This is a genomic window from Rhizobium sp. TBD182 (assembly GCF_001950375.1).
GTDB lineage: Bacteria > Pseudomonadota > Alphaproteobacteria > Rhizobiales > Rhizobiaceae > Agrobacterium > Agrobacterium tumefaciens.
The window spans coordinates 1,680,777-1,695,810 of the sequence record NZ_BDLN01000001.1 but is presented as its reverse complement, the minus strand read 5'-3'; the positions used below and the strand labels follow the sequence as shown (position 1 = coordinate 1,695,810).

Sequence of the window (15,034 nt, the reverse complement as noted above, 5' to 3'; positions counted from 1 at the left end):
TGATATGGATTTCTTCGATATGCTGGTCAGCATTCTCGGCTCGACCGTCCGTCTCACCATCCCGCTTCTGTTCACGGCGCTTGCCGGGCTGTTTTCCGAACGCGCGGGCGTGTTCGATATCGGCCTTGAAGGCAAGATGCTGGCGGCAGCCTTTGCTTCGGCTTGTGTCGCCTATCTCACCGCAAATCCTTGGGCCGGCCTGCTTGCGGGCATTGCCGTCTCCATCCTGTTTTCGCTGATCCACGGCTTTGCCGTCATCACAAATCGCGGCAACCAGATCGTGTCGGGCGTGGCGCTCAACTTCATTGCCGCCGGTCTGACGGTGGTTCTGGGGCAGGCGTGGTTCGGGCAGGGCGGGCGCACGCCGCAATTGCCGGGCGAAGGCCGTTTCGCACCGATCATCCTGCCTGGTGCGGATGCGATGCGCGAAGTGCCTTTCATCGGCCCGCTCTACGCCAATGTCATTTCCGGCAACAACATCCTGACCTATCTCGCCTTTCTGGCGGTGCCGCTGTCCTGGTGGGTGCTTTACCGCACCCGTTTCGGCCTTCGCCTGCGCGCGGTGGGTGAAAATCCGGGCGCGGTCGATACGGCGGGCATTTCGGTGACATGGATGCGTTACCGCGCCGTCATCGTTGCCGGCTTCCTCTGCGGTTTTTCGGGCGCCTATCTCGCCGTTGCGCAATCGGCGGCCTTCATCGCCAACATGTCGGCCGGCAAGGGCTATATCGCACTCGCCGCGCTGATCTTCGCGAAATGGAAGCCGGTGCCGGTCATGTTCGCATGCCTGCTCTTCGGTTTCCTGGATGCTTTCGCCAACTTCATGCAGGGCAAATCCGTGCCGGGTATCGGTGAAGTGCCGGTGCAGATTTTCCAGGCAATGCCCTATATTCTGACCTGCATCCTGCTTGCCGGTTTCATCGGCGTCGCCAAGCCCCCCAAGGCCGGTGGCGTTGCCTATGCGAAGGAGCGTTAAATCCATGTCCCGTGAACCAATGTCCCATCAGTTGTTCGAGGCAGCGGTGGAGGCCATGGCCTTTGCCTATGCGCCCTATTCGAAATTCCCTGTCGGTGCGGCAATCCGCGCTGAAGACGGCAAAATCTACAAGGGCGCCAATATCGAGAACCTCTCCTTCCCTCAAGGCTGGTGCGCCGAGCCTTCGGCCATCAGCGCCATGATCATGGGTGGAGCAAAGAAGATAAGCGAGATCGCCGTCATCGCGGAAAAGCTTGCTCTTTGCCCGCCCTGCGGCGGCTGCCGGCAGAAGATCGCCGAATTCGCCTCGCCAGACACCAAGGTCTATCTCTGTGACGAAACCGGTGTTCAGAAGGTCATGACCATGGATGAACTTTTGCCCTTCAGCTTCAAGACCGAGCTGCCCTGATGCCGGATACGCTGATCGATATTCTGGTGGAGCGTCTGAATGGCCTGATGCCGCGCATCGCCATCGTGCTGGGCTCAGGCCTGGGGTCGCTTGTGGACGAGGTCAGCGATGCGATCCGCGTGCCCTACGCCGAACTTCCCGGTTTCCCTGCAAGCGGCGTTTCCGGCCATGCCGGCGAGTTGGTGGCCGGTTATCTCGGTGGCGAGCCGGTGATGATGCTGTCCGGCCGGGTGCACTATTACGAAAAAGGCGATCCGGCCGCCATGCGCGCGGTCATTGAGGCGCTCGCTGGTCTTGGCGTGCAGTCGCTCATCCTCACCAATTCGGCAGGCTCGGTCAGGCAGGACATACCGCCCGGCTCGGTCATGCAGATCACCGATCATATCAATTATTCCGGCATGAACCCGCTGATTGGCGAAGAGAGTGACAACCGCTTCGTCGGCATGACCACGGCTTATGATCCGGACCTGATGCTCGCGATGCGTAATGCCGCGATCCGCGCGACGGTGCCCTTGTTCGGCGGCGTCTACATGTGGTTTTCCGGCCCAAGCTTCGAAACGCCGGCGGAAATCCGCATGGCGCGGCTGCTGGGTGCGGATGCCGTCGGCATGTCCACCGTGCCGGAAGTCATCCTCGCCCGCTTTTTCGGGATGCGCGTTGCCGCCGCATCGGTTATTACCAATTACGGTGCCGGCATGACTGGCGCTGAACTGAGCCATGAGGAAACCAAGGACATGGCTCCGGTGGGCGGCAAGAGGCTTGCCGCCATCTTGAAAGAAATGATCGCAGGAGGAGCGTGACCATGGAACTCCAGCGTCCGCGCGAAGCGGCTGCCCTGACACTATCCTTGCTGGACCTGACCAACCTCAAGGAAGACTGCACGCCCGAGCAGATTGCTGCTTTGTGCCAGAGGGCTCATACCGAATACGGCAATACCGCCGCGATCTGCATCTGGCCGCGTTTCGTCGCCCAGGCGCGTGCCGCTTTCGGAAAAGACCATGCGATCCGTATCGCCACGGTCGTCAATTTTCCGTCGGGCGATCTGGATGTTGCGACCGTGGTGGCGGAGACCGAGGCGGCCATCCGCGACGGTGCCGACGAAATCGATCTGGTCATCCCCTATCGTAAGTTCATAGCAGGCGATGAAACGGCTGTTTCCGAGATGGTGGCTGCCGTACGCAAGGTCTGCGTCGCACCCGTTCTTCTCAAGGTCATTCTCGAAACCGGCGAGCTGAAGGACAAGGCTCTCATTCGTCGTGCTTCCGAACTCGCCATTGCCGAAGGGGCCGATTTCATCAAGACCTCAACAGGCAAGGTCGCCATCAACGCCACGCTGGAAGCCGCCGATATCATGTTGCAGGCGATCCGCGACAGCAGGCAGAAGGTGGGCTTCAAGCCTGCCGGCGGTGTCGGCACGGTGGAAGACGCCACGCTTTATCTGCGGCTGGCGGAAACAATCATGGCGCCCGACTGGGCCATGCCGTCCACGTTCCGCTTCGGCGCTTCCGGCGTTCTCGATGATGTCCTGAACGTGCTGGCCGGTGGCGAACCGGCCAAGGCCGCCAGCGGGTATTGAGCTTGATCCCGCAGGAAATCATCCGCCGCAAACGTGATGGCCTGTCTCTTGCGCCGCAGGAGATTGCCGCTTTCATCGAGGCGCTGTCCAAGGACGGCATATCGGAAGGCCAGGCCGCTGCCTTTGCCATGGCGGTGTTTTTCCGGGGTATGAACCGCGACGAGATGGTGGCGCTGACACTCGCCATGCGCGACAGCGGTGATGTCCTGTCCTGGAACGATATTGGCAGGCCGGTGGCGGACAAGCACTCGACCGGCGGCGTCGGCGACAACGTCTCCCTGATGCTCGCCCCGATCGTTGCCGCCTGCGGTCTTGCGGTGCCGATGATTTCCGGCAGGGGTCTTGGCCATACCGGCGGCACGCTCGACAAGCTGGAAGCGATCCCCGGTTACGATGTGATGCCGGACGAAGCCCTGTTCCGCCGGACGGTCAAGACGGTCGGCTGTGCCATCATCGGCCAGACGGGCGATCTCGCCCCCGCAGACAAGCGCCTCTATGCTATCAGGGACGTGACCGCGACGGTGGATTCCATCCCGTTGATCACCGCCTCCATTCTGTCTAAGAAGCTTGCGGCCGGGCTTCAGACGCTGGTTCTGGATGTGAAGGTCGGCAACGGCGCTTTCATGCAGAGTGTGGAGGATGCCCGTAATCTCGCCGTCGCGCTGGTCGATGTGGCAAATGGCGCAGGCCTGCCGACGACGGCTCTTATAACCGACATGAACCAGCCGCTTGGCGATGCCGCAGGCAATGCGGTCGAAATCGTCAATTGCCTGGACTTTCTGGCTGGCCGCAAGGCGGGAACACGTCTCGAAAAGGTGGTTCTTGCCTTTGCTGCGGAAATGCTGGTGCAAGCGGGCAGCGCGGCCACTCTGGATGAAGGCGAGGCGCTGGCTGAGGCCGCCCTTTCCTCCGGTCGTGCCATGGAAGTCTTTGCGAAAATGGTCGCAGCACTTGGCGGGCCTGCGGACTTTGTCGATCATCCATCGCGTTACCTGCCATCGGCGCCGGTCATTCTCCCGGTTTCGGCTGAGCGCGGCGGCTGGCTGGCATCCTGTGCGACGCGCGATCTCGGCATGGTCGTTGTCGAGCTTGGCGGCGGCAGAAGAATGCCGTCAGACAAGATCGACCCTTCGGTCGGGATTTCCGATATCCTGCCGCTCGGCACAAAAGTGGAAAAAGGCGAACCAATCGCCTGCGTCCATGCGGCCTCTAAGCAAGAAGCGGAACTTGCCGTCAAAAGGATTACGGCCTGCTATGGGGTTGCTGACACTGCGATGGAAACCAGCACTGTGGTCCTCGAGCGAATTACCTGACCAGCCTCATTTCGCCACCCGATACCTTGAATGACGATAGTTGTTTCAGGAAGCTCATGCCAACAAGCATGTTGCTCAACGCATTATCTTTCAGCACCATGGCGTCGACATTCTGAACGCGGATCGTGCCGATTTCCACCCGGTCGAGCTTCAGATAGGCCGCCATGGTCTGACCGTTGGCGGTTGAGATCGGATATTTGAAATCGAGGCTGTTGACGCCGAAACCGAGCCGCCGGGCGATCGTCTCATTGATGGCAACCATGGAGGCACCGGTATCGACAAGCCCGTCGAAAGATTTGCCGTTGATACGGAAGGCGGCGTTGAAGTGGCCGCGTGCGTCCGCTTTCAGATTGACGCCGCCAAGCGAAACGGGTTCCGGTTTGACGGCTTCCGATTTGACTTCGGCTTTTTCCACCTTGGCTTCCGGGCGCGGCTGAAATTTTTCCACCAGCGCCGGAATCTGCGTGGCGCTGACCGAAAGACCGATGAGCAGAAAAATCGTACGCGCCAGCAAGTCGTCGCTCCTGAGAAGGCAGGGTTATCCCTATGCAGAATAGACGCAAAACATGCTGAAATCTTAAAAGAAAAAAGCCATTCGCCGCTTGTTGGTCGGCGAATGGCTCAAACGGTTAAGCGATGATGAACGGTGTTATTTCGTTCCGTACATGCGGTCGCCCGCATCGCCGAGGCCGGGAACGATATAACCCTTTTCATTCAGTTGCTTGTCGATTGCGGCAGTATAGATCGGCACATCGGGATGCGCTTCACGGAAATTCTTGATGCCTTCGGGTGCAGCCAGCAGACACAGGAAGCGGATGTTCTTCGCGCCCCGCTCTTTCAGCTTTTCAACCGCAGCGATGGAGGAGTTGCCGGTCGCCAGCATTGGATCGACGACGATGATAAGGCGGGCATCGAGGCTTTCGGGAGCCTTGAAGTAATATTCGACCGCCTCCAGCGTATCGTGATCGCGATACACACCGATATGCGCAACACGCGCCGAAGGCACGAGCTCGAGCATGCCTTCCAGAAGGCCGTTGCCGGCACGCAGGATGGAGGCGAAAACCAGCTTCTTGCCCTCCAGCACCGGAGCCTCGATGGTTTCGAGCGGCGTATCGATGGTTTCCATCGTCATTTCAAGGTCGCGCGTCACTTCATAGCAGAGCAGCGTCGAGATTTCCCTGAGCAGGCGGCGGAAGCCGGCTGTCGAGGTTTCCTTCTTGCGCATGATGGTAAGTTTGTGCCGCACCAGCGGATGTTCGATGACTGTGACGCCGTCCATGAAACTGGCCTTCCTTTTTTATCCTGTGCCCCTGTAATTCACCGAAAGCAGGCTTTTCGCAAGCCTTCTTCGCGGTTTTACCCCGCCAACCGATGCCTAGTGGCTATCGAGTTTCGCAAGCAGCCGGGCGCGTGTGACTTCATCCACAAAGGCGCTTTCCAGTGCGGTTCGGGTCATGCGGTTGATCTCGGCATCGCTGAAACCGAAAGCATCCGCAGCCAGCGCATATTCCCGGGCAAGCGAGGTAAAGAAGAATGGCGGATCGTCGGAACTGATGCAGACGCGCACCCCGGCATCGCGCAACGCCCTCAGCGGATGGCTGCCGAAATCGGGATAAACGTTGAGCGCGATATTTGATCCGGGGCAGACCTCAAGCACTGTTCCCGCCTCAACCAGCCGATCGACGAGAGCGGCGTCTTCGATGGCGCGCACGCCATGGCCGATGCGCGACGGCTTTACGAGGTCGAGCGCATCGACGACGCTTTCCGGTCCGCACACCTCACCCGCATGGATGGTCAGCCCAAGGCCGGCATCGCGGGCAATGTCGAAGGCGCGTGCATAATCGGCGACGCGGCCCATGCGCTCCTCGCCCGCCATGTTGAAACCGGTCACCAGCGGGTGTTTCGTCCGTGCTGCATATTCAGCCGCCGCGATGACCCGTTCAGGACCGAAATGCCGCTCGCCGGTCACGATGATGCGGGTTTCGATACCGGTCTTTTCTTTCGCGATCCGGATGCCCTCGGCGATACCGGAGAGATAGGCGTCAGCGCCGAGCCCGATGCGGTCGCCATGATCGGGCGAGATGATGAGCTCGCTATAGATCGTATTGGCCTCGGCAAGTTCGGTCAGATAGGTTTGCGTCAGAACCGCATAGTCCTCATCGGTCTTGAACACCTGCGCCACCGCATCGTAGCACTGGATGAATTGCGCAAAATCCGACCAGACGTACTGGCCGTCGCGCAGAAAGCTACTGGTGTCTATGCCGTATTTCTCGGCCTGTTTTGCGACGAGGGCAGGGGGTGCCGCACCTTCCAGGTGGCAGTGAATTTCCGCTTTCAGCAAATGCGATGTCAAATGAAGCTCCTGCCGTGCGAACCGGCCTCGATACCTAGATGGTGGGCGATGCTTTCGCCGATGTCGGCGTAGCTTGAACGAATGCCGACATCGCGGGAGCGGATGCCCGGGCCGAATGCCATGATCGGCACTCTTTCCCGTGTATGGTCCGTGCCCCGCCATGTGGGATCGCAACCATGGTCGGCGGTAAGAATGGCGATGTCGCCGGGCGCCATTTTGCGATGGATTTCCGGAATGCGCGCATCGAAGGCTTCAAGCGCCGCCGCATAACCGGCAACATCGCGTCGATGGCCGTAGAGCATGTCGAAATCGACGAAATTGGTGAAGACAAGATCGCCGTTTTCGGCTTCGTCAATAGCGTGCAGCGTTGCATCCATCAGGGCGCTGTTGCCATTTGCCTTGATGACGCGCGAGACACCCTTGTGGGCATAGATATCGCCGATCTTGCCGATCGCGTGCACTTTCCTGCCAGCCTCCACAAGGCGGTCGAGCAACGTCGGTTCGGGCGGCGGAACGGAGAAATCGCGGCGGTTGCCGGTGCGTTCGAAGGTTGCGACCGTCTCGCCGATGAAGGGACGGGCAATGACACGGCCGATATTCAGCGGATCGAGCAGCTTGCGCACCGTCTCGCAGAGCGTGACGAGCCGCTGCAATCCGAAATGGGTCTCGTGCGCGGCGATCTGGAACACGGAATCGGATGAGGTGTAGCAGATCGGCTTGCCGCTCCTGATATGCTCTTCGCCAAACTCCGCGATGATCTCGGTGCCGGAAGCGTGGCAATTGCCGAGAATGCCTGGAATATCCGCTTGCGTGCAGATGGCTTCCACCAGTTCGGGAGAAAAGGCGTCGCCTTCTGTCGGGAAGTAGCCCCAGTCGAAGGTGACGGGCGTGCCCGCGATCTCCCAATGGCCTGAGGGCGTATCCTTGCCCTTCGATATTTCGCTGGCAGAGCCATGCAGGCCGAAAATACGCTCCGGCGGTTCCATGCCGGCGGGAATGTCGCCGCTTGATTGTCGTGCAATCTCCAGAAGACCAAGCGAAGACATGTTGGGCAGCTTCAGCGGACCCGCCCGAAGGCCCGGCCTGTCGGCAGCACCTGCCGCGCAGAATTCGGCGATATGACCGAGCGTATTGGCGCCAAGGTCGCCATAATGCTCCGCGTCAGGCGCACCGCCGACACCGAAGGAATCCAGAACGAGAAGAAATGCTCTTGCCATAACTCACCGAAACGAAAATGCGCCGACGGGCAATGTCAGGCCGAACTGTCGTTATAGATCAGCAAAACGTGAAGAAGGAAGTGATTTTATGAACCATCCGGTAAAACCGGCTGTTCAATCCTCTTCCCGTTTCGATTTCGGCGCGTTGAGATTGCGCAGCACATACCATCCAGCGGCAATTACCATGACCGCCAGAATATACCATGTGATGGCGTAGGACAGGTGGTTGTTGGGGAAGGTAAGCATGGTCTTGCCGCCGACCGGTAGGCCGCCCGGATTGGGCGTCGCATCGGCATCGACATAAAAGGGCGCCACGCCGGAAAGGCCGGATGCCTGCGATATCTGCGGGATATTGCGGGAGTACCAGCGCCGATTTGCCGGATCGTTGGTTCGAAGGAAAAGCCCGCCGGTTTCTGACGCGCGCATCAGCCCGACGATCTCGACCTGCCCGGTTGGCTCGCCTTCCCGGCGCGAGGATGGATCGCGTTTGTCGGAAGGCACGAAGCCGCGATTGACGATGATATTCGATCCGTCATCGCGTCTCAGCGGCGTCATCACCCAGTAGCCGGGCCCGAGATCACTGACCGTATAGACCTGGACCTCCTTGTCGTTGAGGAAGGTGCCTGACAGTTTCACGCGGCGATATTCATACTCTGCGGGATCGGCAAGGGCCGGCCATTCGCGGGCTGCCGGTGCATCCACAGGTGCGGCTTGGGCGCGAGCTTCGACGCGTTCGATGAGATCGAGCTTCCAGAAGAGGCGTTGAACCTGCCATGTTCCAAGCGCCAGCAGGAAGCCTGTCAGTACAATAGTCAGAAGCAGGACGACGATTGCTGCGGGGCGGACGCGTCGCGTGTGCGGGGCGGTTGTCGACGGATCGGTCATGGTTTCACAGTCCTTGCAAGGCCATGCGGTTTGCTGCGGCAACACTGTCGGCTGTCGGCTGTCGGCATCCGGGTCTTCCAGCAAATAACCCCATAAATCGCGCCGACGATTCATGGGGTTATGCGCTGCGGGGGTCGTGTGCTGGCGCAGAAAGCGGCCCGCCAGAAATCCGGCAGGCCGTTGATCTATGGCTGCTCAGGGCAGGTTTTTCACATCCTCGATGTGCAGCGGCATCATGTTCTTGTTCATGTTGTACATGACCCAGAGTGAGCCGGAGAGCGTGATCAGCAGCACCACGACGGTGAAGATCAGCGCCATGAAGGTCCAGCCGCCTTCGGATTTGGTGTCCATGTGCAGGAAGTAGATCATGTGCACGAAGATCTGGATGACGCCGAGACCCATGATCGCGATGACCAGCAGCGTCTTGTTTTCAAGAACGTCGCCCATGACCAGCCAGAACGGGATCGCCGTCAGGATGACCGACAGGACGAAGCCGATCATATAGCTTTTGAACGTGCCGTGGCTGGCGCCATCATGGTGATGATGGTCGTCGCCATGCGCGTCGTGGTGTGCGTGTGCTTCGGAACTCATCAAAGAACTCCCATGAGATAAACGAAGGAGAAGACGCCGATCCAGATGACGTCAAGGAAGTGCCAGAACATCGACAGGCACATCAGGCGACGCTTGTTTGCGGCGATCAGACCATGCTTTGCGACCTGGAACATCAGTGTGACGAGCCAGATCACGCCGAAGGTGACGTGCAGACCGTGCGTTCCAACCAGCGCGAAGAAGGCGGAAAGGAACGCTGAACGCTGTGGACCTGCACCTTCTTCGATCAGGTGATGGAACTCGTAAAGTTCCACGGCGAGGAAGGCGAGACCGAAGAGACCGGTGATGCCGAGCCAGATCAGCGTCGTCTTCACCTTCTGCTTTTCCATTTCCAGCATGGCGAAGCCATAGGTGATGGAAGAGAAAAGCAGGAAGGCCGTGTTGATCGCCACAAGCTTCAGATCGAACAGATCTGCGCCCGACGGGCCGGCCGCGTAGTTGCGACCGACAACCGCATAGGTGGCAAACAGCGTTGCGAAGATGAGGCAGTCGCTCATCAGATAGAGCCAGAAGCCCAGCGAGGTGCCGTTCTCCGGATGGTGGTCTTCTTTCAGGTAGAAGACCGGTGTTTCCGCGCCCGCGGCGCTTTGTGCAGGTGTATGAGCCATATTCGTTACGCCTGTTCCGCAAGCAGCTTCGTACGTTCCGCCTCGACTGTCGAAACATCGGATGCAGGAATGTAGTATTCGCGGTTGTAGTTGAAGGTATGGGCGATCGAGACCGCGATGATGGCGAGCATGGACAGAGCCGCCAGCCACCAGATGTGCCACACCAAGGCAAAGCCAAGCACGACGCTGATGGCGCTGATGATTACGCCCGCACCGGTGTTCTTCGGCATATGGATCGGGATGAAGCCTTCCTTGGGACGGTCGTAACCGCGCTTCTTCATATCCGCCCAGGCGTCGACGTCATGCACAACCGGCGTGAAAGCGAAGTTGTAGGCAGGCGGAGGCGACGAGGTCGACCACTCCAGCGTACGCCCATGATAGGGATCGCCGGTCACGTCACGGAGCTGATCGCGCTTCAAGAAGCTGACGATGAGCTGGATGACGAAGGAAGCGATGCCGAGCGCGATCAGGAAGGCGCCGAAGGCTGCGATCAGGAACCAGATCTGGAGCGAATTGTCTTCGAACTGGCTGATACGGCGGGTCACACCCATCAGGCCGAGAATGTAGAGCGGCATGAAGGCGAAGTAGAAGCCGATGAACCAGAACCAGAAGGACAGCTTGCCCCAAAACGGATCCAGGCGGTAGCCGAAGGCCTTCGGGAACCAGTAAACGATACCCGCAAGCACACCGAACACCACGCCACCGATGATGGTGTTGTGGAAGTGGGCGATGAGGAACAGCGAGTTGTGGAGCACGAAGTCCGCCGGCGGAACAGCGAGAAGAACGCCGGTCATGCCGCCGATGACGAAGGTGATCATGAAACCGATCGTCCACAGCATAGGAACGTCGAACTTGATGCGGCCCTTGTACATGGTGAAGAGCCAGTTGAAGATCTTCGCACCGGTCGGGATCGATATGATCATCGTGGTGATGCCGAAGAAAGCGTTGACGCTTGCGCCGGAACCCATGGTGAAGAAGTGGTGCAGCCACACGATATAGGCGAGGATGGTGATGACACCCGTCGCATAGACCATCGAGGCATAACCGAAAAGACGCTTGTTGGAGAAGGTCGAGACGATTTCCGAGAAGACGCCGAAGGCCGGCAGCACCAGGATGTAAACTTCGGGATGGCCCCAAATCCAGATGAGGTTGACATACATCATCGGGTTGCCGCCGAGATCGTTGGTGAAGAAATTCGTGCCAACGTAACGGTCAAGGGTCAGAAGGGCGAGCGTGCCGGTCAGGATCGGGAAGGATGCCACGATCAGGATGTTCGAACACAGCGACGTCCAGACGAAGATCGGCAGCCGCATCATGGTCATGCCGGGTGCGCGCATCTTGATGATCGTGACGATCAGGTTGATACCAGAGAGCGTCGTGCCCACACCGGCGATCTGCAGACCCCAGATGTAATAATCCACACCCACGCCCGGACTTCCATCAATGCCGGAAAGCGGCGGATAGGCAAGCCAGCCAGTCTGCGCATATTCACCGATGAACAGCGAGATCATGGTGATGACGGCGCCGGCCGTGGTCATCCAGAATGAGAAGTTGTTGAGGAAGGGGAACGAAACGTCGCGGGCGCCGATTTGCAGCGGCACGACGAAGTTCATTAGACCGGTGATCATCGGCATGGCCATGAAGAAGATCATGATGACGCCATGGGCCGTGAAAATCTGGTCGTAATGGTGCGGCGGAAGATAGCCTTCCGATCCACCGGAGGCGATCGCCTGCTGGACGCGCATCATGATGGCATCTGCGAAACCGCGCAGCAGCATGACGAGTGCCAGAATGATGTACATGATACCGATCTTCTTGTGATCGATGCTCGTGAACCATTCATTCCAGAGATAACCCCACAGCCGGAAATAGGTGAGGGCGCCGACGACGGCGATGCCGCCAAGAGCCACTGCCGCGAAGGTCGCGACGAGAATGGGCTCGTGAAGCGGGATGGACTCCCATGTCAGCTTCCCGAACAGGAATGACGTTTGATCGGAATTGACGATCATTTTTAGCCTCTTGCGATTCTAAGACATAAGATCGGCGCAGCCATTGGCCGCGCCGCATAATGCCGGGACTTATCCGTCAGCCAGCGACTTGTTTCGTTTCCGGCAGCGCCGCGGGTTCGAAAGTCTGTCCTTCGATCGCAGCCGGAGTGGATTGGGGTCCGCTGGCGACACCGTAAGGTGAAAGCGGTGTGCAGACGACGGAGTTCAGCGCCTTGGCGATATCGATGCCTTCCTTGCCGCCGCCGCCCTTGGCGTCGATATGCATCATGTCACGCATGCAGAGCTTGTTGGGCTCGACACAGCGGTTGAGGATGGCATCGTAAAGCTGCGGATCGACGGAGGCGAAATATTGCACCGGCTCACGTTCCGAAGGCTTGGCAAAGTCGAGATATTCCTGGCGACCGAAGCCTTTGCCGCCATCCTTGATCTTCGCAACCCACTGATCGAAGCCCTGCTGGCTGAGACCATGGAACTTGAAGCGCATATGCGAGAAGCCGGGGCCGGAGAAGTTGGCCGAGAAGCCGTCATAAACGCCTTCCTTGTTGATGACCGCGTGCAGCTTGGTCTGCATGCCACCCATGGCGTAGATCTGGCCGGCGAGTGCCGGAACGAAGAACGAATTCATCGCGGTCGTGCCGGTGATCTTGAAGTTGATCGGAACATCGACCGGAGCTGCGAATTCATTGACGCTGCCAATGCCGAGCTCGGGGTAGAAGAACAGCCACTTCCAGTCCATGGCCACCACTTCCACCGTAAGCGGCTTGGTTTCGGCGGTAACCTGACGGTTTTCGTCGATACGCTCCAGCGGGCGGTAGGGGTCGAGACGGTGGGTGGAAATCCAGGTCACCGTGCCTAGCATCAGGATGATGGCGACCGGGGCGGACCAGATCACCATTTCAAGGCGCGTCGAGTGATGCCATTCGGGATCGTAATCCTCGGCCTTCGCCGATTCGCGATACTTCCATGCGAAGAACAGCGTCAGGGCGATAACCGGGACGATGATGAGCAGCATCAGAACCGTGGACGTGATGATGAGGTCGCGCTGCTGGATGGCGACGTCGCCCGAAGGGTTCATCACCACGAGGTTACAGCCGCTAAGCAGCAGCAGTGCGGGGATTGCCAGAAGGGCAGATGTGATTTTCTTGATCATGCGCACGTTCTTTGAACTCGTACAGTTTGGATTATGCCGCGATTAATTGCCGAACATCATTTTTGAAATGAGGTATATTGTCGCGGTGCAGCGAAACCTTCGCGATGCACCATAGGCTTAGCGGAGCCGCGTTTGAAGGCGGAGCGGCTGCATTATCGCATAGGGAGCTTGCGGAGCAAGCCTTTCTTATCAAACTTCAATTGACGTTACGTAGGGTGCATGTGACAATCCGTCGCATCGTAACGCTAAGGAAGAGGAGCCGGCGCGTTACAGGAAATGGTTCGTCCATGACGCAGGAGGGATATTATGAGTTATACTGATGCTGCTCCATCTTTTGGGCAGGCGCCGGAAGCGAAGGGACATGGGACCGATCCGGTCAAGGTCGATCCGGATCGAATTACAATTGCTGTCATTCTTGCGAGAATGACGGAGTTTTTCGACTTTTTCATCTACGCCATCGCCTCCGCGCTCGTTTTTCCGCATGTCTTCTTTTCCTTCGTCGATCCGCTGACGGCGACGCTTTATTCCTTTGCGGTCTTCTCGCTGGCCTTCATCGCAAGGCCGATCGGTTCATTGATCTTCCTCCAGATCGACCGAAAGTTCGGCCGTGCCGTCAAGCTGATGGCGGCCCTGTTCACGCTGTGCGGTTCCACGATGGCGATCAGCTTTCTTCCGTCCTATGCGGAAGCCGGCATGCTTGCCCCCTGTCTTCTGGCGGTACTCCGTATCGGTCAGGGACTTGGTCTTGGCGGTGCCTGGGATGGTCTTGTCTCGCTCCTCGCCATGAATGCACCGCCGAAGCAGCGCGGCTGGTACGCCATGATGCCGCAAATTGGTGCGGCGATGGGCTTTGGTCTTGCTAGCGCATTCTTCATCGTGTTCGTGACGCAGCTCTCCAGCGCGGAATTCTTGGCCTGGGGCTGGCGTTTCCCGTTCTTCGTTGCACTGGCGCTCAATGTTCTCGCGCTCTTTGCCCGCCTGCGCATGATTGTCACGCCGGAATTCCAGTCCATGCTTGCACAGCATGAGCTGGAGCCGCGCCCCGTGTTCAAGATGCTGCGCTCGCAGTTTCCGGTCGTGCTGACGGGCGCTTTCGTGCCGTTGGCAAGCTTCGCGCTCTTCCATCTTGTCACGGTCTTCCCGCTGAGCTGGGTTTCCCTCAATACCACCCAGCGGGTTTCGGACTTTCTGTTCGTGCAATTCGTCAGCGCCATCATCGCCGGCGGCATGATCGTCGTGTCTGGTATTCTCGCCGACAAAATCGGCCGGCGGAAGCTGCTGGCTTTCGCCGCAGTGCTGATCGGTCTTTTCAGCCTCGTGGCGCCGCTTCTGCTGAGTTCGGGCGATATAGGGCGCTATCTTTTCGTCTTGGTCGGCTTTGCATTGCTTGGCCTGTCCTTCGGCCAGGCGGGCGGTGCGCTCGCCTCCCGCTTCAGCCGCGAATACCGTTATACCGGCGCTTCGCTCACCTCGGATATTTCCTGGCTGATCGGCGCTGGTTTTGCACCGCTCGTGGCGCTCGGATTTTCGTCCAAATTCGGACTGTTTGCGGTCGGGATTTACCTGATGTCGGGTGCAGTCTGTACACTGGTCGCACTGTGGTTCAGCCGAACACTGGACATGCCCTCGGAGTGACCAGGGCAATATAAACATCTCTGCAGCCATCGCGCCGCGGAATCCTGTCGGATTTCGCGGCGTTTTTGTTTTTTTATTGCGTGGGACCGATTTTAATCTTGACTCGGCCAATCATGAAATATTATGTAAGCAATACTGACGTAATTCAATGTGTCTCACTGCCGGAATTGCCGGCCATCAGGGAACGCAATGCGAACGATGACGATCATTATTTGCGAGAAAGCGGCCAATGCCGCCACGCCGTTTGGCGGCCGCAAAACGACCGTTCGCGCCATTAAACGCCGATAAGCAGAA

Annotated in this window: 15 protein-coding genes; 6 read left to right on the top strand and 9 right to left on the bottom strand. The window is 58.7% G+C overall.

Annotation, left to right across the window (positions count from 1 at the left end; translation table 11 throughout):
* Nucleotides 1-4: 4 nt before the first annotated feature.
* From T18_RS08500 to deoA, 5 genes are read left to right on the top strand one after another with little or no spacing between them, the layout of a single operon-like run.
* Complete coding sequence (locus T18_RS08500; RefSeq protein WP_003514401.1) at nucleotides 5-976, top strand: ABC transporter permease; 972 nt, start codon at nucleotides 5-7, stop codon at nucleotides 974-976.
* Between the two features lie 19 nt (nucleotides 977-995).
* Nucleotides 996-1,385 (top strand): cytidine deaminase, encoded by a 390-nt coding sequence (locus T18_RS08495; RefSeq protein ID WP_003514404.1) that lies wholly within the window; start codon nucleotides 996-998, stop codon nucleotides 1,383-1,385.
* Complete coding sequence (locus tag T18_RS08490) at nucleotides 1,385-2,185, top strand: purine-nucleoside phosphorylase (protein ID WP_003514406.1); 801 nt, start codon at nucleotides 1,385-1,387, stop codon at nucleotides 2,183-2,185. The genes T18_RS08495 and T18_RS08490 overlap by 1 nt, the downstream gene beginning before the upstream one ends.
* A gap of 2 nt (nucleotides 2,186-2,187) precedes the next feature.
* A complete protein-coding gene (gene deoC / locus T18_RS08485) occupies nucleotides 2,188-2,961 on the top strand; it encodes a deoxyribose-phosphate aldolase (protein WP_003514408.1) in 774 nt (257 codons plus the stop codon).
* The gene (gene deoA, locus T18_RS08480) at nucleotides 2,958-4,274 is read left to right on the top strand and encodes a thymidine phosphorylase (RefSeq protein WP_075807516.1); all 1,317 of its coding nucleotides are present in this window, start codon (nucleotides 2,958-2,960) and stop codon (nucleotides 4,272-4,274) included. Before deoC ends, deoA begins: the two co-directional genes overlap by 4 nt.
* On the opposite strand, the gene T18_RS08475 is transcribed toward deoA, so the two are convergent.
* The 9 genes from T18_RS08475 to cyoA all read right to left on the bottom strand — a co-directional run bounded on the left by T18_RS08475 (nucleotide 4,267) and on the right by cyoA (nucleotide 13,105).
* Nucleotides 4,267-4,788, bottom strand: coding sequence for a TIGR02281 family clan AA aspartic protease (locus T18_RS08475; protein ID WP_013635250.1), 522 nt, complete (start codon nucleotides 4,786-4,788; stop codon nucleotides 4,267-4,269). The genes deoA and T18_RS08475 overlap by 8 nt on opposite strands.
* Nucleotides 4,789-4,923: 135 nt before the next feature.
* Entirely contained in the window at nucleotides 4,924-5,553 is a 630-nt protein-coding gene (gene upp, locus T18_RS08470; protein WP_003493096.1) for a uracil phosphoribosyltransferase, read from the bottom strand.
* A gap of 96 nt (nucleotides 5,554-5,649) precedes the next feature.
* The gene (locus T18_RS08465) at nucleotides 5,650-6,627 is read right to left on the bottom strand and encodes an adenosine deaminase (RefSeq protein WP_038489391.1); all 978 of its coding nucleotides are present in this window, start codon (nucleotides 6,625-6,627) and stop codon (nucleotides 5,650-5,652) included.
* Complete coding sequence (locus T18_RS08460) at nucleotides 6,624-7,844, bottom strand: phosphopentomutase (RefSeq protein ID WP_038489394.1); 1,221 nt, start codon at nucleotides 7,842-7,844, stop codon at nucleotides 6,624-6,626. Before T18_RS08460 ends, T18_RS08465 begins: the two co-directional genes overlap by 4 nt.
* A gap of 114 nt (nucleotides 7,845-7,958) precedes the next feature.
* The gene (locus tag T18_RS08455) at nucleotides 7,959-8,729 is read right to left on the bottom strand and encodes an SURF1 family protein (RefSeq protein ID WP_038492624.1); all 771 of its coding nucleotides are present in this window, start codon (nucleotides 8,727-8,729) and stop codon (nucleotides 7,959-7,961) included.
* 195 nt (nucleotides 8,730-8,924) lie between these two features.
* On the bottom strand, nucleotides 8,925-9,320 hold the full coding sequence (gene cyoD / locus T18_RS08450) for a cytochrome o ubiquinol oxidase subunit IV (RefSeq protein ID WP_003514416.1): 396 nt from the start codon (nucleotides 9,318-9,320) through the stop codon (nucleotides 8,925-8,927).
* The gene (gene cyoC / locus T18_RS08445) at nucleotides 9,320-9,946 is read right to left on the bottom strand and encodes a cytochrome o ubiquinol oxidase subunit III (protein ID WP_003514417.1); all 627 of its coding nucleotides are present in this window, start codon (nucleotides 9,944-9,946) and stop codon (nucleotides 9,320-9,322) included. The genes cyoD and cyoC overlap by 1 nt, the downstream gene beginning before the upstream one ends.
* 5 nt (nucleotides 9,947-9,951) lie before the next feature.
* Nucleotides 9,952-11,955, bottom strand: coding sequence for a cytochrome o ubiquinol oxidase subunit I (gene cyoB / locus T18_RS08440; protein WP_003514419.1), 2,004 nt, complete (start codon nucleotides 11,953-11,955; stop codon nucleotides 9,952-9,954).
* Nucleotides 11,956-12,031: 76 nt separating this feature from the next.
* Nucleotides 12,032-13,105 (bottom strand): ubiquinol oxidase subunit II, encoded by a 1,074-nt coding sequence (gene cyoA, locus T18_RS08435; RefSeq protein WP_003514421.1) that lies wholly within the window; start codon nucleotides 13,103-13,105, stop codon nucleotides 12,032-12,034.
* Nucleotides 13,106-13,411: 306 nt separating this feature from the next.
* On the opposite strand from cyoA, the gene T18_RS08430 reads away from it, so the two are divergent.
* Complete coding sequence (locus T18_RS08430) at nucleotides 13,412-14,740, top strand: MFS transporter (protein WP_038489397.1); 1,329 nt, start codon at nucleotides 13,412-13,414, stop codon at nucleotides 14,738-14,740.
* Nucleotides 14,741-15,034: the final 294 nt, after the last annotated feature.